The sequence below is a fragment of the Streptomyces sp. NPDC053474 genome, from assembly GCF_044544845.1.
GTDB lineage: Bacteria > Actinomycetota > Actinomycetes > Streptomycetales > Streptomycetaceae > Streptomyces.
Genome location: NZ_JBITXV010000017.1, coordinates 68,739 through 94,275 on the forward strand (window position 1 = coordinate 68,739; position 25,537 = coordinate 94,275).

Below are 25,537 nucleotides of genomic sequence, written 5' to 3' on the forward strand. Positions count from 1 at the left end.
CTCTCCCTCACGGTTAGCGCGCAGACCTCCTTGCCGTTCACCGTGACGTACGCCGCGTGCTGAACACCCCCTCCAGGCGCCCCTGGTGCCGACGGTCCAGGGGCGCCGCTGCGGTGCCCGACCTTGCTCGCTGTCATCGTCCCTTCGCAGGTGGTCCCCAATGACGCTGCCCACGCACGCCCGCACCACCCTCATGCGCTCCACCGACGCTCTCGCCACGGCCGTCACCACGTACGCCATTCCGCTCCTGGTACTGGTGAGCACCGGCTCCACCGTGCTGACCGGTGTCGCTTTCCTCCTGGAATGGCTTCCTCGGCTCGCCGCGTTCACCATCGGCGGGCCGTTGGTGGACCGTTTCCGGGCCGACCGGGTCTTCCGCACGGCCAATGCCGTCCGCACCGTTCTCCTCGGGGCCGGGGCACTCGCCCTGGTGCTGCTTCCGCAAGGCAGCGCAGCATCGACCACCGCTGTGATGACGGTGGGCGCGCTGAGCGGACTGCTCGCGCAGGCGTCCTTCATCGCCATCGAGACCCTCGGCGCAGCCCTCAGCCGCGCCGCAGGGGACCGCGCCCACCGGGTGCAGTCCGTCCAGATCGGCATCGACCAGGGCGCGCTGCTCGCCGGACCGCTGTTGGGAGGCCTGCTCCTACTGGCCGCCCCCGCAGTCCTGCTCATTGCCGTAGCGCTGATGGCCCTCGCCTCCGCCCTCAGCACCACCACCGTGCCGGACTCCAACACCGAGCCGACACCGTCCTCCACCATCCGGTCGGTCGCTGCCAGCCTGGCGACCGGCTGGCGCACGGTACGCGGGATCCCCGCCCTGTGCTGGCTGGTGACGGGGCTGATCGCCAGCAACCTGGCCGTGGCCGTCGTCCAAGCCAGTGCCCCGATAACCGTCTTGCACGACTACGGAGCCTCCTCTCTCACCTTGGGAACGCTCTGGAGCACGGCCGGCGTGGTGGCGCTCGCCGCCGTCGCGGCCAGTGCCCGCCTCATCGACCGGCACGGTCTGTGGCCTGTCGGAGCCGGCGCGGCTGCCACCGCGTGCACCGCGTGCTTCCTCACGGCTCTGGCCCCCGGCACGGCCAGCTACGCCATAGCGATCGGTGTGCTGATGGCCGGGGAGGGAGCCCTGACGGTCGTGCTGCGCACCCTGCGCGCCCGGCTCATTCCGCAGGCCGTCTTCGGCGGCACCCTGAGCGTGACCATCGTCCTGGTCGTCGCCCCGATGCCGGTGGCGGGCGCGCTCGTCGCCGCGCTGCCCGCGCCCGCCCTGCCCGCCCTCCTGCTCAGCTGCTCAGCTGCTCAGGCCCTGGCGATGGCACTGGCTTTCCGCGGCCTGTGGCGCCACCGCGCCTCCTACACCCCGCTCGCCGTGCCCGGCCGCCCGCATGCCCTGACCACGTGATCGCACCTCCGCGATGCGCACCACGAGTCCGCCATCTGGCGGCACGCGGCGCCCGCACCTACTAGCCGAGCAACACCCCACCTCACACCGGGAGTTACCGTGTCCGTTCCGATGCTGCTTCTCGTCGGCTCAGGGCCTGCGCCGTTGCGCCGCTACGCCATCGAAGCCGCAGCCGCCGAGCAGCCCCTGCTCCTCATCGACTCCCAGGAACCCACCTGGCAGCGGCCCTACATCGTCGACCATGTGGTCACCGATCTGACGGACTCGCACCAGGTCCTCGGGGCCGCGGCGTCGCTGGGCCGCCACTGGCCGATCGGCGGCGTGCTGACCTTCGACGAGTATCACCTCGTGACCGCAGCCCGCCTTGCCGAGCACCTCCAGCTGCCCGCCACTGCGCCCATCGCCGTCGGTGCCGCCCGTGACAAGGCCACCAGCCGCCACTTGTTCGCCGCCTGCGACGTGCCCTCGGCCGCCTTCACCTGGGTCCACAGCCTCGAAGCCGCTGCCTCGGCCGCCGAGCGACTGGGCGGCTACCCGGTCGTCCTCAAGCCCGCGGCTCACGCGGGCAGCGTCGGCGTCGTCCGTGTCAACCACATCACCGAACTGCCCGACCGGTGGGCCATCGCCTCCACCGGCGCCGCCCACCAGGGGCCGGAAGGCGACGGGGTCCTGCTGGAGGAATTCCTCGACGGTCCCGAGATCTCCGTGGAGACCGTGACCCAGAACGGATTCACCACGGCCGTCGCCGTCACCCGCAAGGCTCTCGGCTTCGCGCCGTACTTCATGGAGACCGGCCACCGCGTGGAGGCCAACGACCCGCTCCTCGACGACGTCGCGCCGATTGCCTCGGCCGCCCTGCGCGCCCTGGGCATCACCCACGGCGTCAGCCACGTCGAAATGCGGCTCACCCCCGACGGGCCCCGCCTCATCGAGGTCAATGCGCGCGTGGGAGGCGACCGCATCGGGGAACTCGTGCGCCACGCCACTGGCGTCGACCTGGTCAAGGCCGCTGCCGCGCTCGCCTGTGGCCGGGAGCCGGACCTGACTCCCACCACAGCGCGCGCCGCCGCCATCGGCATGATCTACCCGCCCGCCGACGGCATCGTGACCTCCCTGGCCCTGAAGACCGGTGACGACACCCACCTTGAGGACCTGCAGTGGCTGTGTGACGTCGGCGACGAGGTCACCCTCACTCCCTCGCCCCGGACACCGGGCAACATCCGGGCCGGATTCGCGATCGTCACCGGGGACAGCGCCGAAGCCGCGGACCGCCACCTGAGCGACGTCCTCGACCGCACCGCCATAGGCGTGCGCACCACCATGGTCAACGTCGCATGAGCGCCGCCCGCCTCACCCTCTCTCCCATCCACCTCACACCGGCCGCGGCTTGGCTCACCGAACGCCTCACCCACCACGCCCCCCAGCTCGGCGTGTTCCTCCCGGTCGGCATTGCCGGACCCGGTGGCGACGCCACAGTCCTGCGGCTGCTCGCCGACCGCGGCGCCGACATCCTCGAAGTCGGCATCCCACACCACGATCCGATCTACGACGGCCCGCTGATCACCCATGCCTACCGGCAGGCCCTGTACCGGGGCATCGGCGTCGCCGAGGCACTCGACACCGTCCACCGCACTGCCAGCGCAACCGCCGCTTCCCTCGTCGTGATGACCTACTGGGAACCCGTACGAGCCTGGGGGCCGGACCGCTTCGCCCGGGACCTCGCCGCCGCCGGGGCCGCCGGCGCGATGATCGTGGACCTTCCCGTCAGCCAGGCCGGACCCTGGCTCACCGCCGCGCGGCGCTCGGGCATCCACACCCCCCAACTCGCCGCCCGGCACAGCAGCGACGCCGAGATCCGGCAGATCGCCGCCGCCGCGACCGGATGGGTCTACGCCCCCGCAGCCCACGCGCTCACCGGCTACACCGGACGACTCGACCTTCCCTCCCTGACCGCCTTCACCCAACGCCTGCACGCCGCAGGACCCACCCCCGTCGTGACCGGCATCGGCGTGTCCACCCCCGCCAAAGCAGCACAAGTCAGGCACCTGGTCAGCGCCGTCGTGGTCGGCACCCCGGTCATCCGCCCGCTGCTCGAACTGGGTGCTTCCGACGGTCTGCGGGCCGCTGCCGACCGCGTCGCTGCCTTCGCCCAAGCTCTCCGACCCGCCGCCCAAACCATGTCGAACCCGCCCATGAACTCGCGGGGTCTGCCTCGTCGCCACCGCAACCGGGGCCATCCATGGGACACATGAGGGAGACAAGAACACCGTGGCGCCACGCCACACGTTCCCCAAGGCCTCGTCAGGAGTCAGCTTGCCCACCGCCCCGAACCAGGCCAGGACCGTTCCCGGCCCCCGACGCCGCCCTCCTGCCTCACCCAAGCCCGACATACGGCGCATCTTCATGGAGCCCGTCTACAGCGACCCCGCCATCGCGGAGGCCTACACCCAGGCGTGGGAGGAAGAGCAGAGGGAGCGGGCTGCGCGCCGTCGTCACTTCCGGCGCGGCGCCTGACGGCCCATGCACGGCCGGGATCCGACGACGGGCCAGGGCGGACGGCCGATGCAGTCCTCCGCCGCCTCCTACACCGCGCGGACCAGGACACCCGCAGCTGGACGCACCCCGGGAGCGCCCTCGAAGCCGTGCCCCCACGCCTCCCGGCAGAACCGGACCGATCTCGCACCCTGCCGAGCGTCGCTAGGAAGGACTCCCACATGCGTAGCACCCCTGAACAGCCCCCGTACCAGAAGATCGCGGCGGAGCTCCGCCGCTCCATCCGCACCGGCCGATACCGGCCGGGGGACCGTCTCCCCTCCGCCCGCGAGCTCATGGAACAGCACGGCATCGCCAACGGGACCGCCCAAAATGCACTCAATCTCCTGAAGCAGGAGGGAGTGGCGTACTCCGTCCACGGGCGTGGCAGCTTCGTAGCGCAGGACCTCTCGCGGGCCGAACCGCCCGCGCTCCCTGCCGAGGGACACCACCCGTGCTCAGGTGAACTAGCAGCCTTGACCGCGCAGGTCGGGGCCCTCAGCGCACAGGTCGCCGAACTCTGTGCCCTCGTCACATCGCTCCGCGCAGCGGAGCGACCGAGGAACGGCGATTTGGAGCTGTCCCCGCGCGGTGCGGTCGAGGCCCCGCGCCTTCGATACGGCGGCCGGTGAAGCGTCCGAGGGCTGCTGGAGGAGCGATCATGCCCTCAGCCGACAGGCGCGCCGTCTGACCTTCCGCATCTCCTGGACGAGTCGGCCCGCGCGAGCCGGTAGCACTACCCCGTCGAAGGCATCCGTCCTGAGCCCCGGCCGCGGTTCGCGCCACACCGGCTTGAAGACCTCGAATGCGGATGAGTAGACCACAGTAGCGACGCCGATCCCAGGCAACGATGGCCCGCCCACGTGCGAGGGAGCCCGATCGAGCATCACGGGCCGCGCCAGCCAAGTGAAGCGGCCGGATACTCCTGATGGCGGAACCGACGGGCGCCGCTGTGCGGCTGGCCGGAGGCTGGCCGGGTGGCTCTGTCCTTCCCGCTGCACGTCGCGCTCGCCCAGACGGTCACCGAACTGCCCGACGCAGACCTCGCCATCGAGTGGAAAGTCGATGGCCACCGGCTGATTCTTGCGCACACCGAAGCCGGACCGCTCATCCAGGCCGGACGCTCCGGGCGTACGGTGACCCCGCTGTTTCCTGACCTCGCGGAAGTCGCCGCGCGGCTCGACATCGGAACCGTCCTGGACGGCGAGGGGGTGGTGCTGCGGGCCGGGAGGCTGGACTTCTCCGCGATGCAGAGCCGGGCCCTGGCGGCCCCGCGCCGCGCCGCCGCGATGGCCCGCACGCTGCCTGCCCACTACGTGGCCTTCGACGTGATCGCCGACGGCGGCGAGGACGTACGCGGATGGCCGTACTGGCGAAGAAGAGCCCGCCTGGAGGAACTCGTGGTGCCGCTGGGGCCGCCCCTCCAGGTCGTGCCGATGACACGAGACCGGAAGCAGGCGCTGACCTGGCTCGCCGACGAGGCCCTGGCCGCGGTCGGACTGGAGGGGCTGGTTCTGAAGCCCTGGTCGCAGCCGTACCCCAGAGGGCGGGGCTGGCTGAAGTTGCGGCTTTCGGTTCCCCGGGACGCGGTCGCGATCGGGTACACGGGCCGGGCACAGGCCCCGGTGCGCCTTGTCGTCGACCTCGGCGCCGAGGGCCTTGGGCTGTCCACGCCGTTGACGGTCGAGCTCCGGCACCTCCTGACGCAGGCGCTGAAGGTGAGCGGCACCGGAACACGGAAGACCGCACGGCTGGCCGACGGCTCCCCGTACTGGCTCCTGGACCAGCCGCTGCCGGTGGAAGTGGATCACGGCGCGACGCGGCACCCGGCAACCACGGTCCGGCGCCTGAGGCCGGACCTCGCCCAGTGACCCGCCGTCCTGGGCCAGGCACACGGGGAGGTGCACAGCAGGGTGCGGAGAGAGACGCTGAAGAGGAAGTCCTCCCGGCTGAGAGGTGACGTCATGGCGCAGCGCACGTTCGTCGCGATCACGGTGGACTCCGCGGACCTGGAGCAGGCGCGCGCGGCCTTCGCGACCCTTACGAACGCCCCTTTCGAACCGATCGAAGTCACCAGCAAGGAACCGCCAGGGAAGACCACCCGCGTCTCGATGTCCCTGCCGGGTGACGTCCGCGAGGACGTGGAGGAGCGGCTCGCCGCCGTCACGTCGTTGCCGTACGAGGTCGAGGTACGTGACGTCGATCTGCCGCAGTGAAGTCTCACAAGGATCGGCACCCGCGCCCGGGAAATCGGGCGGCGGCGTCCCCAGAGAGGATGGGAGCCTGGACGCATGGGGGATCACTCTTACCTGGTCGCTGGGGACTGTCAGTTCCTGTACTCCCGCGATCACTACAGTGAGGAACTGGCGGCGCTCTTCACCGAGACCGACCGCAAGCTCGTCGCGGCTGACGGCAGCGACGTCACACCTGGCGATGAACGGGACGAGAGCGAGTGCACACTCGGCTACTTCACCACCAGCCACGCTCTGCGCCAGCGCCTGAACGTGCAGGGCTTCACCACACGTCGCGCCCTCGCGGACCTGGAGACGGGCGTCGCGACATGGCGTAGGGCCCACGACAGAGAACGAGAACGACGAGCGCAGGGCGAACAGCTGCATCGGAACCCTCTTCGGGCACCACGTGAGCCCACCGAACTTCTTGCAGCCATCGGCGAGGCGATCCGGCCGCACCGACCCTATGAATCGTTCGCCACGGTGCAGGAGTACGCCCAGTACGAGGGCGAATTCACCGAAACCGTCAGTGACGTCGAAGAGCTTCGTTGGTACGTCGCGGAGCGCAGCCTGGCACGGCTGATCATCGACCAAGCCCCTGACGACACGCGCGTCGGGCTGGATCTGAGCGAACTGACCGGCTCCTGGGGGCGCCTGGACCCCAGCCAGCCCGTCGCAGGACAGACCCGTGAACGCCAGCTCGCGGCCCTGCCTGATATCGCCCCGCTGATCGTGCTCACCGAGGGAAGCACCGACGCCCGGCTGCTGTCCAAGGCGATGCGCATGACCCACCCCCATCTCGTTGGCTTCGTCCGCTTCATCGACTACACGGGAACGAAGGCCCCCGGCGGCGTGGGCGCACTCGCGCTCATGGTGAACGCGTTCATCGCGGCCGGCGTCGCCAACCGCTTCGTGGCCATCGCCGACAACGACGCGGGCGGGCATGAGGCATTCGCCAAATTGAAGAAGCAGAAGCTGCCCGCGGAATGTCAGGTGCGCCACTACCCGGACCTGCCCTTGCTGACCAGCTACCCCACCATCGACGCGGCGTCCTCCACGATGTCGCTGACGAACGTGAACGGGGTCGCCGGCTCTCTGGAGATGTACCTCGGCAGGGACGTTCTGATGATCGGCGGCACGCTGGCGCCAGTCCACCTCGGAGCGGTCATCCCCGCCGTGCAGCGCCGACAAGGTGCACTCTCGAAGTTCCACAAGGCCCTGGTGCAGAAGGCGTTCGAGCAGAAGATCAAGGCAGCCCGGCCAGGGCAGCTCAGCGGCACCGGCGACTGGAGCGGCGTGCACGCCATCATCGAGGATCTTGTCCACGCCTTCGGCTGAAATGCACAAGGGCAGCGACGCCGGCGCGCCCGAGGGCGTCGTGCGGGACGCTCCCGCCCGACACGGCCTGACCTTTCAAGTGGGACGGCAGGCTTCCCGGCCCTCAGCGGCGACTTGCTCACCGCGGGCCCAGACCCGCAAGCCGGTGCGGGGTCACCCGCGATCGTGCCACAGCTCGCATGTTCGAATAATTGTTCTATATGGTGGCGAGGGAGGTGACGATATGAGCGACGGCCAGATGACAGCAAAAAGCGGCGCCGGGGTGGCGAGCGTGATGCACGTGCGGTGCCCGCTCGGGCTTCCCGTGCCCGTCTACCGGCGCGTCCTGGAGGTGCTCCGTGACGTCTCGCCCATTGTCCAGGCCGTCCCACCCGCCGCGGCCCTCGTGGAGTTGCGCGGCGCCTTCCGCTGCCTGAACACGGATGCCGCACAGATCGGAGCCCTGGTGCGGCTGCGGACTGCCGCGCTGCTGGGAGTGGACCTGCGCATCGGTATCGGCATCAACGCCACGGTGGCGGCCACGGCGTCCGCGCAGGTATCTGAGCCCGGTGGTGTCCTGCTCGTCGAGGCCAGCCGCACCCAGGAGTGGCTCGCGGCGCTGCCCGTGGAGGCACTGCACGGCATCGGCCGTGCCCAGGCCCGCGCGCTGCACGACTACGGCATCCATTCGGTGGGACTGCTCGCCGCCGTCCCCGCGGGCACCGTGCAGCGCCTGCTCGGCGGCCGGGCCGGACGGCTCGCCGCAGAGCGGGCCGCCGGAATCGACCGACGCCCCGTCACGCCCAAGGATCTACCAGCCTCGGCGTCCGTACGGCACCGCTTCACCCACCACGCACTCGATGGCGCGCCGGTACGTGCCGCACTGCTCGACCTCGTCGTACGGCTGGGTGCTCTGCTGCGTCGGCGCGGACAGGTGGCCCGGACGCTGGCCCTGCGTTTGGAGTTCGCGGGCGGGGCCTCATGGGAACGATCGCGGCGCCTGGCAGAGGCCTCAGCGAATGAGGTGGATCTGCGTACGCTGGCGTACCGGCTCATGGACGCCGCCGGGCTGGAGCGAGCCCGACTCGTCGGCCTGGCGCTGCGCGCCGAGGACCTCGTGGACGCCGACCGGGTGGTCCAGCAGATCTCACTGGATGGTCAGCGCGAAGCGCGGCTCAGGGCGGAGCGGGCTATCGACGCGATCAACAGCAAGTACGGAGCGGGCACAGCAGGACCGGCCGCGCTACTCCGCAAGGCCTCTTGAGCGCGCCCCTGAAGCCCTCTTCCGAGACCGTGGTGACCGAGGCGGCGTCTGGTGCCCGGCGGCCCCGCCTGCCGAGGCAGGTTCCCCGGCGCCGCTCCATGGGGCGACCTGAAGTCACCGCGGTCGTGGGAGAAGGAGCTCCCCGCTCCGTCAGTCGGGACGGCCCGCCCCTCCGCAGTTCGAACAGATGCGCCCTTTTGTCCGATATCCTGCACCTAAGTGGCTGATTATTGCCGCCTAGAACAGGACACAGACGATGACGACCCCTGCCCCTCCGATCAGCCAACCTGATCCCTCCGTCCTGGGATGCCCTAGTGACCAGGTCGGATTGTGCGCCATCTGTCAGCGCCGCACGCACCGGTACAACTCTGGTGGCGCGCCTTTGTGCCAGTGGTGCATGGGCCCTGTACAGGCGCAATGGGGGACGAAGGTGCGCGATACCGGAACGCGGGGGCGCGCCTAGTCAGGCGGCTCTGGGAGCCTCCGGCCGCCAGGCACTCAGACGAGGACCCCGCTCCGCTCCGCGAGGCCGCGCAGTTCCGGCGACACCGGTCCGGAAACGAGCAGACCTGAGACCAGTGATTTCACCGCGGGGCGGGCGTGAGCCTCTTGCGGTGCGCAGCGCTCGGCCGCAAGGAGCGTACGCACGCATTCGCTCCGGCGGCCCAGCCGTTCGAGAGCGAGAGCAATGTCTCCCAGACCCCGTGATCGCCTCTCCAGGCTCGGCAGCTCGTTGAGGGAAATACTGCGGGCAGCGGTGAGCGCGGCCAGGGGGTCTCCTGCGTAGTTCTCCGCGGAGATGCGGTGGAGCTGGACGGTGATCAGGCTGAACCCGCCTCCGTGCCCGCGCAGCAGTGGCGCACCGCCGAGTTCGGTGGCGATGGCCGCGGCCTCGTCGGTCAGCTGCCTCATCCCGTCCCGGTCGCCACGGCGGGCGACAGTGTAGGCGGCGGACTGGATCAGCAGGCCGCGCTCGGCTGCTCCTTCCCGCCCGGCGTCGCGCAGCCCGGGATCATCGGCTGCGGTGAGTGCGATGGACAGGGCCTGGTCGTGCCAGCCGGCCTTGCGCGCGAGGACCGCGAGTTGTCGCGCTGACTCGGCGATGGTGAGGACGTTTCCGCTGGTTTCGGCGAGCTGCCGTGCACGGTCGGCGGCCATCCAGCCGAGTTGCTGTTCGTCGAGTTTCACCAGCATGCGGGTGGCTATGAGGTAGGTCTGGGCGAGGCGCTCGCAGCCCTCATCGCCGCCGGGGGCCGCTGTGAGAGCGTGGCCGGCTCGGATCAGGCGGGGCAGGCGCAGTGCGAGCCCGGCGTAGTGGCATGCGTCGAAGTCGGCGCGAGCGCGGGCGAAGTCACCTTCCAGCACCTGGGTGGACGGCACGGAAGGAGGGCCTCCCAGGCCCAGCATCGCGTCGCGCAGTTTGGCGACCAGGACGTCCCCCAGCAGCGCTTCGTCCGCGGGGAGCGAATGGCTTGGGCCGAGCGGACTGGTGGCCGCTGCGGCGGCCGTCCATGCCAGGTTTGCGAGCAACTTCCTTCGCCGCACCGGATCTTCACCGTCCTCCTGTCCGGGTCTACCCACCTTATGGGCGGGAACCCGGGGGAAGGCTGCGGGCGCTCCGATCGCCTGGCCGTGTCGGATCTCTGGCCGAGGCATGGGCGTGAGGAGACCGAATGCCTCGCGCGGCAGTTCGAGGGCGTCCGCGAATGCACCCCTCACGTCCACGTCATTCATGGGGGCGACCCCCCGCTCGTAGCGGGAGACCTGGGCGGCCGAGTAGCCGGCCCTTTCACCGAGCTGGGCCAGGGTCATCCCCCGCGCCTGACGGGTCCGGCGAACCAACTCCCCGGGCCTTTCACCAGCGCCCAGGGCCGCGTGCGTTTCCTCTGCCACGTCTGCACCCCGTCTCGTTGGTAGCCGAGGCTGCGCCGCTCCCACCGTAGATGCACCGGGGCGGGCCCGACAGCTTCTTTGCATCAGACGCAAAGGGGTGTGCAGGACAAGGAAGCGCCACTGCCCGGACTCGCCGTTCAGCAGTGTCCTCGACGTACGGCGCCCAGCGGACTGCTGAGCAGCCAAATCCGTCGCACCAGGAGGGATCTCGCCATGACTTTGGCCGCCTCACCGGGCACCACCTCGACGACTCCGTTCTCCGTGGAGTTGCCCGAGCCGTTCACCTCCGAGTGGAGCCGCATCGACGGCATCACCATCAGCGGCAACACGATCACCGTCGACCCGCAGCGCTACTTCTTCCGCTACGAGAACCCCAGCTGGGTGGTCGCCGACTGGGACCTCGTCCGCAACGAACTCCTGGACGTCCAGGAGACCACCGACCAGGCCGTCGAGCAGCAGGCCCTGGAGTTCGTGCGCGCCCACGGACGCACCACCGGCAATCCGGCGGAAGTGCTGGAGATCGCCTACCGGGTCGCGGCGTACCTGTACCGCGACGCCCACCTTCACGTTCAGGGCCTGGACGTCACTGAGCGGCAGCTGACGGCCCTGCGCGAAGCCACCACCCTCATGGCGCTCAACCGCGTCGAGCTGAACGGGCACCTCGCCAACGTCGGCCCCTGCTGGTTCTTCCCTGTCGCGACCTCCGTGGTGTTCGGCTTCACCGAGGAGGAGGGCCAGGTGCTGGACGAGCTGTACCACGGGGGATGGTTCCACGAGGGCCGTCGGCGCGAAGCCGTCCTGGCGCACGCCGCGCTCGGCGGCCGTCTGGTACACGGCTGCCAGGCAGCCGCCGACATGGCCGGCGGCTGCGTCCTGGCCTACGGCACCGACCTGAGCGCCTTCCGCACCGAACTGGACAGCCTGCGCCACGACTGGATGGACCGCGTCGCGGCCATGGCCAGCTGACCTCGCACGCCATCCAACACGCGGGGCCGTCTCACGCAGGCGGCCCCGCGCCCGAACCCGAGGGAGACCGCCATGCACAGCACCACTCACACCGGCGTGGACGCGGCAGTGAACATCCGCGCCTGGGACAGCATCGCCAGCCGGGACCAGACTCACGGTCAACCACAAGACCCGCCTCCCGACATCGCCTGGACTCCGTGGCCCGGCCGAGGCCCCGGCGCCGAACTCCTCGGCGACCTGGTAGGAAAATCCGTCGCCGAGATGGGCTGTGGCACCGGCGAGCACGTCGGGTACACCGCCCTGCACGGCGCACGCCTCGCGATCGGCATCGACGCCTCACTCCGGCGTCTGACCCAGGCCCGCGCCCGCTTCGGCCACCTGCCCGCCACCGACTGGCACCTCGGGGATGCTGCCGCCGTGCTCACCACCCTGCCGATCCTGGACGTCTGCTACTCGATCTTCGGGGCGCTCTGGTACGCCGACCCGGCCCAGCTGCTGCCCGCTGTGGCCGGACGGCTGCGTGCGGGCGGACGACTCGTCTTCTCGGTCAACGCCCCACGGCAGGGCGAGCTCTCCGGCCGGCGCGTGGACAACCTGACCTCGACCGGTGGAGCTCGGCTGCCGGTCATCCACTACGCCTTCGACGCCGCGGACTGGTCCGCGCTACTGGTGGCGCACGGCTTCCGCCCGGTGGAGGTCCAGCCGGTCAGCGGCCCGCACACAAGCCCGCACCACACACTCGTCGTATCCGCCCGCCGCGCGCCCCTCAGCGCCGGGCCAGGTCCTCTGGGCCGCCCAACGCGGGAATCGATGCCGCCGATGGTGGAGCGGCGGTCGGCGGCAGGCTGACGAAGCGGCCGATCAGCGGGGCCGTCAGCGCCGTCCCGACCAGCAGCACACCACAGGCGAGGAAGGCACGTGCCGGGGCCGCAGCAACGAGCGCGGGCAGCACGGCCATCCCGGCCATGCTCGCCACGTGCAGGCCCGTGCTGTCAACGGTCATCAGTCGCAGACGCTCGGCCTGGGGGAGCCGGGACAGCTCCGTGGTGAGGTTGACCGCTCCCAGTGGCACGGTCAAGCTCGCTGCGCCCGTCAGGAGCAGGACGGTCACCAGGGCGTCGGCGAAGGTGAACGCGACCAGGACCATGCCACGCAAGGCCCATGCCGTGCAGTACACCGTCAGGAACCGTCCCGGCAGGGCGATATTGCCGACCAGGAGGTTCCCGATGACCGAACCGATCCCCATGCACATGACGACCATCGCGTATGCGTCGGCCTCCGCCTGAAGCCGGGCCGTCAGCAGCACGGGAATCCCGACGGTGGTGATCGCGTACAAGAACTCGCCGACGCCGTGCAGAGCGACAGCGGAGGCGAGCGCGGTGTGATGGCGCAGCAGTGGCCAAGCCCGCGGCACCGGTGCCTTCGCCGAGTCCGGCTCGTCTAGGTCACCGGCCGCCGGAGTCGGAGCGCCTTGATCAGCGTGGCGCGCCAGCCAGAGCAGCGCCAGCGCCGAGACCGCGAAGGTCGCGGCATCCACCAGGAACAGCTTCTCCGGTTCCATGGCCGCCAGCAGGACCGCCGCCGAGCCTGGACCGAGCACCCAGGTGAACCGGCCGGTGAGATCCATCAATCCGTTGACCTGCCGGACCTGGTCAGCTTCGACCAGGTCTGGGGTGATGGCGCTTCGGGTGGGTTCGGTGATCGCGTCGCAGAGACCGATCAGCACGATGACGGCGAGCACGCCGGCGAGCCCGACGAGGTCCCACAGCCACGGCATGGCGCCCACGACCAGGATCTGCGCGGCGTCGACTCCGGCGAGCGCCCTGAACGAGGCGAACCGCGCCAGCAGGCGCCGTCCGAACGCGCCGACGAGAAGGTGCGGAACGGACTCGACGATGACGACGACTCCCATGGTCACCGCGCCTTCGCGCTGCCAGGCCGTCCACATCAGTGCCAGGGTGAAGAAGCGGTCTCCGAAGACGCTCAGAGTTTCGGCGAGCCACAGCACAAGAATGTGTCGCTGCCGCAGCAGCCGCAGGTACCCCACGGCACGACACCCTAGAGAGCCCGCCGGCTGCCTACGACCAGAACACGTAGGAACCACACTCTGGACGCTCTGGACGCCGCGCACGGCTCGGGGCGGGCGGGCGCCGCCGGATCGCCGGTGCCCAAGTGATGCACCGGTCCGAGAGGCGGCCAAAACGGCACGCTGCAGAGCCGGGCGGTGAAGATGAAGCACGCCTGTGACTGCAGTCCTGGCGGGGCGCCGACGCTCAAGAACGGGTTCTCTTACGAACTACGACATCCGCGAGACGGGTGACCAACCTCGGGCGGTCAGGGTGCCAGGGGCACCGCGTCGCCATACAACTGCACGCGGACGCCATCCTCGCCCGGCACGCGGTAGGGCTCGGAGGCGCCGGTTAGGTTGTGACAGGCGATGAGCCGCCCGGCGACCGCGAGCACGGTGTCTTCATCAGTGGCCTCCACGGTCAGGCGGGCCAAGCCGGGCTGGGTGAGGTGGGCGGGCAGACGGTTCATGCCGGTGAGGACGCGGGCGGGCGGGCGGTGCGTTCGCGGCCGTGGACGAATTCACCCTTCCGAGGAGGCGGTGAGGTTCGCGGCGACCCGGGACTTCGCGCGTTCGGAGGCGGCCTGGGCAGGCGTGAGCCGGTGGCGGCGTGCTGCGTGGAGGGCCTGCTGCGCGGCCTGGTAGCGGTAGCGGTGTTCATCGCCGTCGAGCAGGTAGGGGGTCCGGGCGGGGTCGGCCTCGGCCCGGTGGTGCTTGGCTAGGGGCTCGGGCCGGATGGTTCCCCATGCCTTCAGGGCTCGCTTGCCGTCGCGGGTGGGAATGACCTTTCCCCCGCGGGTGGCGAGGAGACCAGCGGCCAGCAGGGCCTGGACGCGGCCGGCGGCGACAGTGCGGCCTTCACGGCCGAGGCGGCCGGTCCAGTGGTCGCGCATCTGATAGAAGCCGCTTCCGTCGTGGTGGAGTTCGCCGTGGTCGGCCATGTACATCGTGTTCGCCTGACGAGTGGACCACTGCAAGGCACCGGCCTGCTTCTCCAGGCGCTCCCGCTCGGCGCCATCGTAGGCGGCTGTCCTCCGCCGCCGGTGGTCGTCGGCGTGGTCCCATGCGGCCCGGTCCGCCGCGTATGCGGCATCCGGGCCCCACTTGAGGGTGATCAGGCCCATGTCGTCCAGGCCATGTCCCTGCGCGCGGCAGCGCTCACACCTGACGGCCGTTTCGCTCATACGGCGGCCGTCCTTGATGTGGCGGCTGACCGTGATGAACGAGGGCAGCCGATCGTGCTGGTCGAGCTCCGGGTCGGGCGCAGGTTCGGTCTTGACCGGCTCCGGCTCGGGGGCCTCGACCCGGGGAACCTCATCCTCCTCGGGGATGCTCAAGTCGACGCCCATGGGCGGGCTTTCACGGACGCGGTCCGCGGCGCCGGTCGCAACGCGAGTGACCGGACGGCCGTCGTCGGCAAAGCGCACGCTCACGGTGAGCCGCCACCCGCCGTCGGCGAGGACGGCGGCCTCGATGGCGTCGGCGTTGCGGGCGATAACGCGCTCGGCGCGGCAGGTGGACGTACGGACGACCGTGGCGGTGCGCTCCCTGCCACGGGCGGTGCGCTGGTAGAGGCCGCGCACGGCGAAGTCGCGGCCCTGGCCTTGGGCCAGGCCCAGGGCGCGCAGAGCGCGGCCGATGGCGACCGCCGGGGTCCTGGCTGGGGTTCTGGTCAAGGTCACGGGTCCCTTTCCGGTCGGCGTTTCTTCGTACAGGAGAGAGGGGGCGATCGGGCTCAAGCCGGTGGGTGGTCTGGAGCTGTGGCGCGGCGAGCGCGCTACCGAGTTGTGCCGGGGTGGGCCTCATCGAAGAGCTCGGCGGCACGTCCCCACCACGCCGCGCGCAGGCTGGGGTCGGCGCTGACCTGCACGCACAGCCGTTTGTGGCTTCCGATGCCGCCGCTCAGCGGGGTGAGGAGGTGGGGAATGGAAGGCGTGAGCTTCAGGGCGTAGCCCGCGCCGCCGAGGAAGATCACGTGCGCGTCGTCCAAGCCGAGCTCGGCCGTGTGACTGGCCAACCTCTGGGAGGAGATGGCCTGTTCATCACCGGGCCTCACGTCGTAGGGGTGCAGCTTGCGGGTGAGGGGGACAAGTCCGTGCAACGCGGAGTTGATGAAGATCAAGGACTGGTCGGTGAGCGCGTCGGCGGCCTGACGCAGGTGCCTGTGGTATCCGCCGGTGTAGAGTTCCCCGGCCGGATAGCCGGGCCCGCCTCCGAGGGCCGGGCGCTTGGTGGAGCCGCAGGCGATGATGACGACGCGGCGCGGGCCGATGGCCAGATTTCCCTGGAGGCGGATGTAGTTCCGGCCGGCCGGTGTGAGGTAGAGGGACCTGCCGGTCTGTTCCCAGGTCATCGGTACCTTGTCCTCGGGTGCGGGGCGGATGTCGGCGTATCCGGCCTGGTAAATGGCGCGCAGGGTCGACTGACGGAACCAGGGCTGCCCGCTGCGGTACACGTCGCTGTCGTCCCGCCCGGGTACGCGGTGGTCGGGGCGGTGTGCGGCGGTCATCAGGGCCTCGTGCTGTCTGCCGGGCAGCTTGCGCGGTATCGCCCTGTCCGGTGACGGGGTGGTGCCGCCGTGTTCCTCGCGCCAGGTGCGCAAGGCCGCCCGGCCTGCCGGGGTTATACGGTGCGTGCCGTTACGGGTGACGACGAAGCCGTCGCCGCGCAGGCGGGCCATTGCGGCCGGATGGCCGGTGACGACGCCCCGGTCGTTGCGGTCGAGGATTGCGGCGCCCGTGGGGCTGAGTGTCACTGCAGTAACTCCTTCACCAGTGTCGGCTGTTGGCTGTGGTGCGCTGATGCGGCGGTCAGGGCGGAGGGCCGCGGGGCAGGCGCCCGCCCCGCCGGGGGCGGGCGCGGCGCGGCCTGGGCGTCAGCGCAGGGGCAGGTTGACGACGGCGCTCAGCGTGGAGATCGGGGCCCACCAGATCGGCGTGGACAGCCGACAGGACAGCTGCACGGTGTCGGTGTCCGTGTCCAGCAGGTCGTAGATGCCGTCGTCGGTGTAGAAGACGGTGACGGCGGTGGCCTGAGTCGGCTCGGTGGAGCGTGCGCCGCCCCTGCCGCCGAAGACGATGCGGGTGTGGTGCCTGGCGCTGACGCCGGGGACCAGGCGCAGATGCGTCATGGACCACTTGGTGAGATCCGGGACCGGGCTATGTGTGACGGCGCCGAGGTCAGAGAAGACGGTCATCCAGGTGAAGCGCCGGGCCGGATCGGTTCCCGTAGGGCCCACGCACAGCCGGATGCCCTGATCGGTTCCTTTGTCGCGCTGAGCGTCAACCTTCTTGGGCGGGGCGAGCAGGTATCCGGCCCGGGTGACCGTGTAGCCGCGGGTGTCCACGCCGGTAACGGTGATGTGGGCACCGACGGCGAACTCGGTGGGGATGACGGACAGGTCAGCCATGTATGTCTCCTTCATCGGGCAATGGCGAGCGCTGGCTCACGTGGTGGGCTCGGTGCTGCTGGGCATTCGTCGATCACGGGCGATGGCGTTCGTGCAGGTGCTCGCCGGACGCCCGGGTCAGATACAGTCCGGGCGTCCGCCGGTTGCGTGTCAGGCGCCGTCGGCCTGCTCCTCGGCGCGCGGCGGTTCGAGCAGAGTGAGGAAGTACGCCTCGCGGCCCTGATGGGTGCGCAGTCGGCGGTGAAGGCGTGCTTCATCGGCACGCACGCGCTTCAGCTCCCGTGCCAGGGAGTCACGCAGGCGGGCGGCGTTCTGCTTGCCCGCTGCGATGCGCAGTGCGGTCAGATCCGGTCGCGCCAGATAGCGCGTGGCCACGGCGCGCAGGATGGCGTCGGCCCGGACTGCGGTCGGGGTGGAGCCCCGCACGGACGTGGCGGCTGTACGGACGTCGCCGCTGCCGTGGTGCCACCCGCCGCTCATTACCACGCGGTTGATGGCGGGCATGGCGGTGCACTCGTGGGTGAACGCGTCGGGCCTCATCGGCCGCCCCCAGCAGGTGTACAGGCCCTCGGGCACGGGGCTGTTGCTGTGGATGCCGGGGCCGACGGTGATCAGTCCGGGGCTGATGCGCGGACCGCTGATCTCGTAGACGACGCGTCCAGGCGGCACGTTGACCTTGTGCTCGCGGGCGATGAGGTACCCGATCGGCGCTCCGTCCCGGCTGATCAGGGGCAGGCGAGCTGGGATGGGCTCGGGCGGGCGCAGGCCGGGCTGCTGGCGGCGGACGAGTCCCGCCAACTGGTAGCTGCGGCGGCGTACATGTGCGCGCTTGACGCGCACAGCGTCGAGCTGCAGCTGCAGGGCGCGGACCCTGGCCCGTTCGCGGGTGACGTGGTCGGGAGCGGCGTGGCGCAGGGCCGCGTCGATGAGCGCGCCCCGGTCCGGACGCCGCTGCCAGTGCTGGACCAGGGCGGTGACCACTGCCTGCGTGAGCGCACGAGCGCCGTCCGGGATTCTGCGCGTGACGAGATGGTCGATCAGGACAACGGCATGGGAGGTGATCAGGTGCTGCTGACGGTGTATCTGCTGCGGGGAGATCATCTCGGTGGCGCCGTGGATGCGCACCCCGTTCATGACGGGCTCGTCCGCACGCGCGGTGTGGGGCCTTACCGCGTTGGGGCCGTCGCCGAAGCGCACGAGGACGCCGTGCGTGCCGAACGGCAGACTGTGGTTGGTGACCGGAACGACGATGAAGGTACCCCGCATGCGCGGGCCGCGCACGGTGTAGCGCGTCTTGCCGTGTTCCAGCGTGCTGGTCTCCACGGTGAGCGACGGCCGCTTCGGAAGGCCGAGTTCGAGCGTGAACGGGATGGGTGCGGCCGGCACGGTCCTCCTTGGGTGAGGGCTGGGGTGGGTGGGTGTCAGCGGGGCAAGATGCGCAGGTACTCGTAGCTGCTGGGCTCGGCGGCCTCGGCGACCTGCTCCAGGAGGTCGCTGATCTCGGTGCGCTCCAGATGGATCTTGTAGTCGCGCTGGATGCCGCCGTAGTGGAGCACGAGCCGGGTGAGCGACCACGGTGCGGCGTCTTCATCGCTCACCCAGGGGAAGGTCACGGCGTCGGGGAGCGGGTCGAAGCCCTGCTGCCGCAAGTGGGCGGTGACTTCCGTCCGCAGGTTCTCCCACAGTTCGTCCTCGACCGGCCAGCAACCGGGCTGTACGTCGCGCAGGGGGTGTCCGTCGCGGTCGCGGCCGCAGTGCGGGCACAGTTCCGTGGCCTTGATGTTGTACTCGGCGCACAGGCTCCACCGGCACTTCCACATCAGGCCGGCTGCTGCGGCGGTCTCCTGGATGACGCTGCGGGCGGTGGTGTCGGAGTGCTGGAGGAGCAAGGCGAGTTCGCTGGTGGACACACGTCTCCTGTCGGTGGGGGTGCGAACGTGATCGTGAGAGGCGCAGGCCGGGCCCGTGACATTGCTGATCTCTGCCGGGCCGCCACGTTCTGGGCTGGAAGCCTTCGACCATTTGACTCTTAAGACTCTACGTGATGGATATGGTGAGAGGCAACCCTTAAGAGTCATTCCGTGTTGAAGAACTCGGCGGCCGCGCACAGCGGGTCGTCGAGCGATGCCAGGAGCGGCGTGACGAAGGTGCGGGCGACGTCGAGTGCCGGGCGCCGCCAGGCGGGGGAGCGTTCGATGAAGGACCAGACATGATCGTCGACCGGGATGGCCTGCTGGTCCTCGTAGCCGGGCAGGGTGCCGGGCAGGTGTGCGCCGGTGATGTCGACATGGACGCCATCGGGGCGCACGGCGATGAGGTGCTCCAGCTGGCAGGCACAGATGTCGTGGACGAGGTAGTCGCCGCAGGCGTCGGGGTCGGCCACGCAGTGCTGAGCGATCACGACGGCCATCGTCCAGCCTGTGCGCTCGCACAGGGCACGGGCGAGGGCGTGGCACTGGCCGTGGCGGAACGCGGATCGGGCGTTGTCGTCGAGGCGCCCCGTGGTGAGGGTGAAGGTGGCGCAGTCGCTGCCGGGGACAGTGACCGTCAGCCCGTCGGGCAAGGTGAAACGCTCGGTGAGCAGGGGCATGACCCGCTCCAGGAGCGCGCGGGCCTCGACGGCGGCGACGCGCTCGCGCCTGCTGTAGAGGTGGCGCTTGTCGTAGTCGACGTTGCCCTCCAGGTCGAGGCAGGCGTCCAGGGATGCCTTGTGCCGGTCCGCCATCTGCCGGTAGTCGGCCAGCAGGCGCAGGAGCGGGTCGGTGGGATCGAGGTGCTGCGGCATGGGGAACCTTTCGATGACAGAGCGGTGCGAGCGCGTGGGCATGGGCAGGCTGAAGCCGCTGCTTGCGTGCAGGACCGGAGGGGATGGGGCACCGTGGCGGGCGGAACGTGCCCGCCACGGTGGGTGAGCGCGAAGTAGGGGGAGGGTGGGCTATCGGTCGCGGCGCAGCTCGTTGCCGCGCTCGGAGATGTGGGCACCGAGGGTGGTTCCCGTGCTGTCGTCCAGCAGCAGCGGGTAGCCCTCTGCCTGGCGCGTCCGTACCCGCTGCATCAGGTCGGCGAGGTCGTCGAAGGACAGGTCCGGCTGGAGGGCCTCTGCCGCGAGATCGTGGGGCGGCTCGACGGGCTCGCCCTGGTCCAGCCACGCCGTGATACGGGCGGCGAACCGCGCACCGGGCTTCGGCTCGACGGCGCCGGACAGGTCGTCGGTGGGAGCTTTGACAACGACGAGGGTGTGGGTGTGATCCATCGTGGCGGCGATGTCCCAGTCGTACTGCATGCCGTCGCAGCCGACGGGTGCCAGGCCGATGATTCTGCGGTGGAAGCGGCCCGTCTCATCGGGTTCGGTGACGTAGTCGAGCTTGTCGCGGACCGTGGCTACGACGTGCCCGGGGTAGCCGAATACGGCGTCGAGCATGCGCAGCTCGGCGGGCCGGACTTCCCGCCATCCGCTCGCCGGGCTCGTGGACGAGATGCGCTTCGCGGCGCGGTCGGCCTGGGCACGCACACCGCCGCGTCCGGTCCAGAAGTGCGACAGGGTGGCGATGACCACGGTGTCGTAGCGCTGGGCCGCGCAATGGGCGAGGGCGGTGATCAGGGTGCCGGGGGAGTAGTAGCTCAGCGGCGGGCACGTGTCGAACTGGAAGGTGCCCGCGTACGTGCTCGCCCGGCCGCGCTGCGTGTCGATGACGGCGACACGGCTGCCGATGGAGGTCGCCAGTGCCAGAGAGGTGTACAAGGTGCCCGCTCCGGGCGGGCCGTCGAGCAGGATGCGGCCGAAGCGCTGCTGGCGAGCGGCTGAGGTGAAGTGGAAGCGTGAACCGGTGGTTCCGGGCGGGGTGGATGGTTCCGCCGCCGGATGTGTGGGGCTATCAGGCAAAGTGCCTCCGGGGGGGGCGATGGGTTGAGGGCGTGGATAGTCCGCTGCGCCAGCGGGAGTGGACTCCCGAACCCTTGCGACTCTTAAGACTATACCATGTTTGGGGTGCGCAGCTCAACGCGCATCAGGAGTGATCCGGCGGTGTACCCGGCCGGGTTGCGCGGACGAGGAGAGGCAGGCCCTGGCCAAGGTGCCAGCCCCTCGCCGCGGCGCCTGCCGGCGCGGGGCGTCGCCGTGCTGTGCCTCGTTCGGGGGATCCTTGCCCACTCGCCTGCACGCGCCCTGTGAAGCCGGACATGCTGGAAGCGGCCACCGCTACGGGGCATCCCTGCGGAGGAAGACGAGAGGGGAAGGCAGCCGGTGGAGCTGGCGCAGTACGCGGCCGGACTGGACGCGGCGGACCCGCCGCGCCGGAGCCAGGTGGTGTTCTGGCGACCGAGTACAACCACAAGCACTGCCGCCGACCTGGCCCTGCCCGCCTCGGCGCAGGCGGGACGGGCCGCGGTCGTCCGTCGGCACGGCGCGGGCGTACGGCGAGCCGAGGTGGCGTGCTGGCGGCTGCCCATCCTGGACGCGGTTCCGTACTTGGCGCGCGCCCGGGTGCACGGCGACGGACATCCGGCGACGGTGTTCTGGGGAGCGGCTGCCCTGTTCGGGCTGCGCCTGCTTGGAGAGGGGCGGCTGCTTCCGGACCTGACACCTAGCGGATACGACACCTGGCGCCTGGCCCCGCTCACCGAGGCTGACCAGGAGTACCTGACCCAACTCGCCGAGGCGATGCCACCGGAGGCACGCGCGCTGGTCCAGAACGCGCGGCCCCCCTACCTCCTGCCGCGCCGCGCCGCACTGGTTACGGCCTTCACCGATGCGCTCGCCGATGCCTGGCCGCGCACCGCCGCAGCGACCGCGTTCTCGACGTGCCCTGCGTTCGCCACCACCGAGCCGGTGCACGCACCACACCTTGCCCCCTGGGTCCGAGCGCTGGCCGCCGGGCAGGATGAGGTGCGGGTGAGTCTGCAGGTCGACCTGGAGCACCCGCCGGCAGACGAGGAGGACCTCGTTCGCGTCACCATTGCCGTCCGGGCCAGTGGTGACACCCACACGGTCGCCGCGGCCGACGTGTGGCGTGCCGACAACGGCAGCCCGAACTCGTCGCTCAGCAGGGTTCAGGACCTGGTGCTGCTCACCCTGCGGCGCGGCGGGCGCATGTGGCCGCCGCTGCTGCGGGCCCTGGACGCCGACGTCCCCGGCGAGCTCCTGATCGACGCGGACGAGGTACGCCAGCTGCTGGGCGACGCCCTTTCCGGACTGACCGCGGCCGGGATCAACGTGCTGTGGCCGTCCGAGGTCGTCAGATCCCTCACCGCGCGCCTCGTGCTGTCGGCGCCGAGGCCGCCGTCCAGCACGCCGTCCCTGCTCACCCTGGACTGCCTGATGACCCTGCGATGGCGCGCAGACCTGGAGGGACAGGAGCTGACACAGGCCGAACTGGCCGAACTTGCCGCCACTCGACGGCCCGTGGTGCGCCTGCGCGAGCGGTGGGTCCTCGTGGACGAGAAACTCGCCGCAGCCATCCGCCGCACGGACGGCCAGCCCGTCTCGGCGGCCGAGGCACTGCGGATCACCCTGGAGGGCTCGGCGGACGTTGACGGTGCCCGCCATGCCGCGGACATCCCTGACTGGCTCACCTCCGTGCGCCGCGCGCTCACCAACTCCTGCCCGCCCCCGACTGCCGCGGCGCCTGCTGGGCTGAAGGCGACACTGCGGCACTACCAGCTGGCCGCGCTCGGCTGGCTGGACCGCCTCACCTCACTCGGCCTGGGTGCCTGTCTCGCCGACGACATGGGCCTGGGCAAGACCATCACCCTGATCAGCCTGTGCCTGCGCAGGCTTGAGGACCCCCGCCTGGCCGGACCGACCCTGGTGGTGTGCCCGGCCTCGATGCTCGGCGGATGGGAGCGTGAGATCCGTCGCTTCGCCCCCGGACTGCAGGTGCGCCGCTTCCACGGCCCCGGCCGCCACCTCGATGCGCTCTCCCCGGCAACCGTCGTCATCACCACCTACGCCACCGCACGCCTCGACCGCGAACAACTCACCCAGACGCCCTGGTCACTGGTGTGCGCGGACGAGGCCCAGCACCTGAAGAACCCCTACTCGGCTACCGCACGGGCACTGCGCGCACTGCCGGCCCAAGCACGGGTAGCGCTCACCGGCACGCCCATGGAGAACAACCTGTCGGAGCTCTGGTCCATCCTGGACTTCGCGCTCCCCGGACTCCTGGGCCCGCTGGCACAGTTCCGCACCCGCTACGCGCGCCCCGTGGAATCCCGGGGCGACCCGCACGCTGCCCAGAAGCTGGCCACGCTCATCGGCCCCTTCCTTCTGCGCCGCCTCAAAACGGACCCCGGGATCGCGCCGGAGCTGCCGCCCAAGACGATCACCGACCACGTCGTCGCGCTCACCCGCGAGCAGGCCGGGCTGTATGCGGCAGCCGCTGCCGAGACCCTGGACGCGATCGCACGCAGCCACGGCATCGCCCGCCGCGGTCTCGTACTGAAGCTGCTCACCACCCTCAAGCAGATCTGCAACCACCCCGCCCACTACCTCAAGGAAGGCCACACCCAGCTCTCCGGCCGCTCGGGCAAGTTCACCCTCCTCGACGACCTGCTGGACGTCATCCTTGCCGAGGACGGCGCCGTGCTGATCTTCACGCAGTACACCGCCATGGCCCGCCTGATCGAAGCACACCTCCAACAACGCGCCATCGCCAGCCAGTTCCTGCACGGAGCCACCCCCGTCGCCGCACGCGAGACCATGGTGCAGCGCTTCCAGGACGGCGAGGTCCCCGTCTTCCTGCTCTCCCTGAAAGCCGCCGGCACGGGGCTTACCCTCACCCGCGCCGGACACGTCATCCACTTCGACCGCTGGTGGAATCCAGCTGTCGAGGAACAGGCCACCGACCGCGCCTACCGCATCGGCCAGACCCAGCCCGTCATGGTCCACCGCCTGCTCACCGAGGGAACCATCGAGGACCACATTGCTGACCTCCTGGAGTCCAAACGCCAGCTCGCCGACGCGGTCCTCGACTCCGGCGAGGCCGCTCTGACTGAGCTCAGCGACGCCGAACTTGCCGACCTTGTCGCCCTGCGGAGCCCGAGATGACACCCCGCAGCACCGCCCCCAGTGCTCACGCCACGCCGACAGCACACACCGCCGAGCAGCTGGCCGGGACCTGGCTGCGCACAGTCCTCGAACACGGTGACCCCGCACGCACACGCCGCGGACTGGCCCTTGCCCGCAGCGGAGCGGTCCAGGAAGTCCATCCTCACTGGGCCGAGCAGCACGTTGACGTCGTCATTGAGGCCCGGGTACAGGGCTCAGCGCCCGCGCCGTACGACGTCACCCTCGCCTTCGCCCCGCTCGACGAGGAGGAGTGGCCGCTGCTGCGCCGCTCCATCCGGCCCCGACTCGCCGCGGGTGCCTTCCACGCCAACCCGGCCGCGCTCGTGGAGGCCCTCAACGAACTCTCCGAGGCACAAGGCAGTCCGCTGCTGCCCGGCCCCGCCGACACAGAAACGTGGTGCACCTGCCCCGACGATGCCGATCCGTGCAAACACGCCGTCGCCGTCGTCCATGCCCTGGCGTCCATGATCGAATCCGATCCGCTCGTCGTGCTGCTGCTCCGCGGACACGACCCCGCCAGTGCACGCTCCTGGGCGCGGGCTGCTCACCGTGTCGTATCCCCGCGGGCAGCCCCGACGGCGCAGCCCCCCGACGAGCTCCGCGGCCATACCCCGGCCACCGTGGCCTTTGCCCGCCCTGCCGGACAGCTCCCGGCACTGCCCGGTCCCTTCCCGCAGCACGCCGTGCTTCAGCCTGCGCTGCGGGCGGCCGACCCATCGGTGGCACATCAGGCCCCCGCGCCCGATGTGGACACCCTCCTCTTGCTGAGCACAGACGCCGCGCTGCGCGCCCGGATGCTCCTGAACCGCCTGCTCGCCCGGGCCCATGACGGTCCCGTGCCGACCGATGAGAGTGTTGGTCTTGCCGTGATGGCCGACGCGGTGCGATGGGCGGCCACCCATCCGCTCTCCCCGGCACAACGCCTGGCGGTGCGGCGGATCCTGCGCTGCCGGGCCGGCGAGTTGGAGAACTTCGTCACCGCTTGGCGGTTCGCCGGCATCGACGGACTGAAGACCCTGATGAGCCGCTGGGACCCACCGCCCGACATCATGCGGGCCGCCGAGCAGCAGGTCCTCGTACAGCTACGCGCAGCCCATGACCGCCCGAGACTTCAGCGCGATGCCAACCGCCTCCTGGGACACGACCCGGCCCTGCACCTGCGCTATGGCCCCGATGACCAGTGGCACCCCTACCACCCGAACGGCGCCAGGCCGGCGGGACCGCCGCACGCCGACGCCGTCGCAGCCATGCACTACCTGCTCGCCCCAAACCCGGCACAGTCTGGAGCGCCAGAAACCCGAGGCCGACCCCCGGGAAGCCCGTGGCGATGAGCTCAGCACTCGCCTTCGGGAGCGTTGCGGCAGACACGCCGAGGAGAAGTCG

22 protein-coding genes are annotated in these 25,537 nt (G+C 70.5%); 12 read left to right on the forward strand and 10 right to left on the reverse strand.

All coding sequences use genetic code 11. The features are described from left to right. The first annotated feature begins 160 nt into the window (after positions 1-160). The 8 genes from ACIG3E_RS32865 (at position 161) to ACIG3E_RS32900 (ending at position 8,752) form a co-directional block, all read left to right on the forward strand. Positions 161-1,408 carry an MFS transporter gene (locus ACIG3E_RS32865; protein WP_399623218.1) on the forward strand — a complete coding sequence of 416 codons (1,248 nt, stop codon included), beginning with the start codon at positions 161-163 and terminating at the stop codon, positions 1,406-1,408. A 99-nt stretch (positions 1,409-1,507) separates the two neighbouring features. After that, positions 1,508-2,746 carry an acetyl-CoA carboxylase biotin carboxylase subunit family protein gene (locus ACIG3E_RS32870; protein WP_399623219.1) on the forward strand — a complete coding sequence of 413 codons (1,239 nt, stop codon included), beginning with the start codon at positions 1,508-1,510 and terminating at the stop codon, positions 2,744-2,746. After that, positions 2,743-3,660, forward strand: coding sequence for a tryptophan synthase subunit alpha (gene trpA / locus ACIG3E_RS32875; RefSeq protein WP_399623220.1), 918 nt, complete (start codon positions 2,743-2,745; stop codon positions 3,658-3,660). Before ACIG3E_RS32870 ends, trpA begins: the two co-directional genes overlap by 4 nt. A gap of 462 nt (positions 3,661-4,122) precedes the next feature. Then, positions 4,123-4,572 carry a GntR family transcriptional regulator gene (locus ACIG3E_RS32880; RefSeq protein ID WP_399623221.1) on the forward strand — a complete coding sequence of 150 codons (450 nt, stop codon included), beginning with the start codon at positions 4,123-4,125 and terminating at the stop codon, positions 4,570-4,572. A 345-nt stretch (positions 4,573-4,917) separates the two neighbouring features. Next, complete coding sequence (locus ACIG3E_RS32885; RefSeq protein WP_399623222.1) at positions 4,918-5,811, forward strand: ATP-dependent DNA ligase; 894 nt, start codon at positions 4,918-4,920, stop codon at positions 5,809-5,811. Positions 5,812-5,904: 93 nt separating this feature from the next. Next, positions 5,905-6,156, forward strand: coding sequence for a hypothetical protein (locus ACIG3E_RS32890; protein ID WP_399623223.1), 252 nt, complete (start codon positions 5,905-5,907; stop codon positions 6,154-6,156). Between the two features lie 75 nt (positions 6,157-6,231). Beyond that, on the forward strand, positions 6,232-7,509 hold the full coding sequence (locus tag ACIG3E_RS32895; RefSeq protein WP_399623224.1) for a HEPN/Toprim-associated domain-containing protein: 1,278 nt from the start codon (positions 6,232-6,234) through the stop codon (positions 7,507-7,509). Between the two features lie 223 nt (positions 7,510-7,732). Next, positions 7,733-8,752, forward strand: a complete 1,020-nt coding sequence (locus ACIG3E_RS32900; RefSeq protein ID WP_399623225.1) for a hypothetical protein — start codon at positions 7,733-7,735, stop codon at positions 8,750-8,752. A 498-nt stretch (positions 8,753-9,250) separates the two neighbouring features. Here the strand turns inward: ACIG3E_RS32900 and ACIG3E_RS32905 are convergent, their stop codons facing one another. Then, entirely contained in the window at positions 9,251-10,729 is a 1,479-nt protein-coding gene (locus ACIG3E_RS32905; protein WP_399623488.1) for a helix-turn-helix domain-containing protein, read from the reverse strand. A gap of 129 nt (positions 10,730-10,858) precedes the next feature. Between ACIG3E_RS32905 and ACIG3E_RS32910 the strand changes: the two genes are divergently transcribed. Together ACIG3E_RS32910 and ACIG3E_RS32915 are read left to right on the forward strand one after the other, a co-directional pair. Next, complete coding sequence (locus ACIG3E_RS32910) at positions 10,859-11,611, forward strand: hypothetical protein (protein ID WP_399623226.1); 753 nt, start codon at positions 10,859-10,861, stop codon at positions 11,609-11,611. A gap of 72 nt (positions 11,612-11,683) precedes the next feature. Next, positions 11,684-12,460 (forward strand): class I SAM-dependent methyltransferase, encoded by a 777-nt coding sequence (locus ACIG3E_RS32915; protein WP_399623227.1) that lies wholly within the window; start codon positions 11,684-11,686, stop codon positions 12,458-12,460. Here ACIG3E_RS32915 and ACIG3E_RS32920 read toward each other — a convergent pair. The 9 genes from ACIG3E_RS32920 to ACIG3E_RS32960 all read right to left on the reverse strand — a co-directional run bounded on the left by ACIG3E_RS32920 (position 12,378) and on the right by ACIG3E_RS32960 (position 20,971). After that, the gene (locus ACIG3E_RS32920; RefSeq protein WP_399623228.1) at positions 12,378-13,658 is read right to left on the reverse strand and encodes an MFS transporter; all 1,281 of its coding nucleotides are present in this window, start codon (positions 13,656-13,658) and stop codon (positions 12,378-12,380) included. The two genes, ACIG3E_RS32915 and ACIG3E_RS32920, sit on opposite strands and share 83 nt — an antisense overlap. Before the next feature lie 287 nt (positions 13,659-13,945). Continuing rightward, a complete protein-coding gene (locus ACIG3E_RS32925) occupies positions 13,946-14,149 on the reverse strand; it encodes a DUF6207 family protein (protein ID WP_399623229.1) in 204 nt (67 codons plus the stop codon). 51 nt (positions 14,150-14,200) lie between these two features. Further along, positions 14,201-15,355, reverse strand: coding sequence for a hypothetical protein (locus tag ACIG3E_RS32930; protein ID WP_399623230.1), 1,155 nt, complete (start codon positions 15,353-15,355; stop codon positions 14,201-14,203). Positions 15,356-15,456: 101 nt separating this feature from the next. Next, positions 15,457-16,434 (reverse strand): DUF6884 domain-containing protein, encoded by a 978-nt coding sequence (locus ACIG3E_RS32935; protein ID WP_399623231.1) that lies wholly within the window; start codon positions 16,432-16,434, stop codon positions 15,457-15,459. 120 nt (positions 16,435-16,554) lie between these two features. Then, positions 16,555-17,088, reverse strand: coding sequence for a hypothetical protein (locus tag ACIG3E_RS32940; protein WP_399623232.1), 534 nt, complete (start codon positions 17,086-17,088; stop codon positions 16,555-16,557). 150 nt (positions 17,089-17,238) lie between these two features. Continuing rightward, the gene (locus tag ACIG3E_RS32945) at positions 17,239-18,474 is read right to left on the reverse strand and encodes a hypothetical protein (RefSeq protein WP_399623233.1); all 1,236 of its coding nucleotides are present in this window, start codon (positions 18,472-18,474) and stop codon (positions 17,239-17,241) included. A gap of 35 nt (positions 18,475-18,509) precedes the next feature. Then, complete coding sequence (locus ACIG3E_RS32950) at positions 18,510-18,998, reverse strand: hypothetical protein (RefSeq protein ID WP_399623234.1); 489 nt, start codon at positions 18,996-18,998, stop codon at positions 18,510-18,512. 164 nt (positions 18,999-19,162) lie between these two features. Further along, positions 19,163-19,873 carry a hypothetical protein gene (locus tag ACIG3E_RS32955; protein ID WP_399623235.1) on the reverse strand — a complete coding sequence of 237 codons (711 nt, stop codon included), beginning with the start codon at positions 19,871-19,873 and terminating at the stop codon, positions 19,163-19,165. 150 nt (positions 19,874-20,023) lie between these two features. Beyond that, positions 20,024-20,971: an AAA family ATPase gene (locus tag ACIG3E_RS32960; RefSeq protein ID WP_399623236.1), complete on the reverse strand. Its 948-nt coding sequence runs from the start codon at positions 20,969-20,971 to the stop codon at positions 20,024-20,026. A 360-nt stretch (positions 20,972-21,331) separates the two neighbouring features. On the opposite strand from ACIG3E_RS32960, the gene ACIG3E_RS32965 reads away from it, so the two are divergent. Both ACIG3E_RS32965 and ACIG3E_RS32970 read left to right on the forward strand, forming a co-directional pair. Further along, complete coding sequence (locus tag ACIG3E_RS32965; protein ID WP_399623237.1) at positions 21,332-24,133, forward strand: DEAD/DEAH box helicase; 2,802 nt, start codon at positions 21,332-21,334, stop codon at positions 24,131-24,133. Next, the gene (locus tag ACIG3E_RS32970) at positions 24,130-25,485 is read left to right on the forward strand and encodes an SWIM zinc finger family protein (protein WP_399623238.1); all 1,356 of its coding nucleotides are present in this window, start codon (positions 24,130-24,132) and stop codon (positions 25,483-25,485) included. Before ACIG3E_RS32965 ends, ACIG3E_RS32970 begins: the two co-directional genes overlap by 4 nt. Positions 25,486-25,537: the final 52 nt, after the last annotated feature.

Coding starts and splice junctions, on each gene's coding strand:
- ACIG3E_RS32925 (WP_399623229.1), bottom strand. CDS start 14,149: ATGAACCGTCTGCCCGCCCACCTCACCCAGCCCGGCTTGGCCCGCCTG.
- trpA (WP_399623220.1), top strand. CDS start 2,743: ATGAGCGCCGCCCGCCTCACCCTCTCTCCCATCCACCTCACACCGGCC.
- ACIG3E_RS32915 (WP_399623227.1), top strand. CDS start 11,684: ATGCACAGCACCACTCACACCGGCGTGGACGCGGCAGTGAACATCCGC.
- ACIG3E_RS32910 (WP_399623226.1), top strand. CDS start 10,859: ATGACTTTGGCCGCCTCACCGGGCACCACCTCGACGACTCCGTTCTCC.
- ACIG3E_RS32890 (WP_399623223.1), top strand. CDS start 5,905: ATGGCGCAGCGCACGTTCGTCGCGATCACGGTGGACTCCGCGGACCTG.
- ACIG3E_RS32865 (WP_399623218.1), top strand. CDS start 161: ATGACGCTGCCCACGCACGCCCGCACCACCCTCATGCGCTCCACCGAC.
- ACIG3E_RS32940 (WP_399623232.1), bottom strand. CDS start 17,088: ATGGCTGACCTGTCCGTCATCCCCACCGAGTTCGCCGTCGGTGCCCAC.
- ACIG3E_RS32970 (WP_399623238.1), top strand. CDS start 24,130: ATGACACCCCGCAGCACCGCCCCCAGTGCTCACGCCACGCCGACAGCA.
- ACIG3E_RS32900 (WP_399623225.1), top strand. CDS start 7,733: ATGAGCGACGGCCAGATGACAGCAAAAAGCGGCGCCGGGGTGGCGAGC.
- ACIG3E_RS32955 (WP_399623235.1), bottom strand. CDS start 19,873: ATGCCGCAGCACCTCGATCCCACCGACCCGCTCCTGCGCCTGCTGGCC.
- ACIG3E_RS32905 (WP_399623488.1), bottom strand. CDS start 10,729: ATGCAAAGAAGCTGTCGGGCCCGCCCCGGTGCATCTACGGTGGGAGCG.
- ACIG3E_RS32880 (WP_399623221.1), top strand. CDS start 4,123: ATGCGTAGCACCCCTGAACAGCCCCCGTACCAGAAGATCGCGGCGGAG.
- ACIG3E_RS32895 (WP_399623224.1), top strand. CDS start 6,232: ATGGGGGATCACTCTTACCTGGTCGCTGGGGACTGTCAGTTCCTGTAC.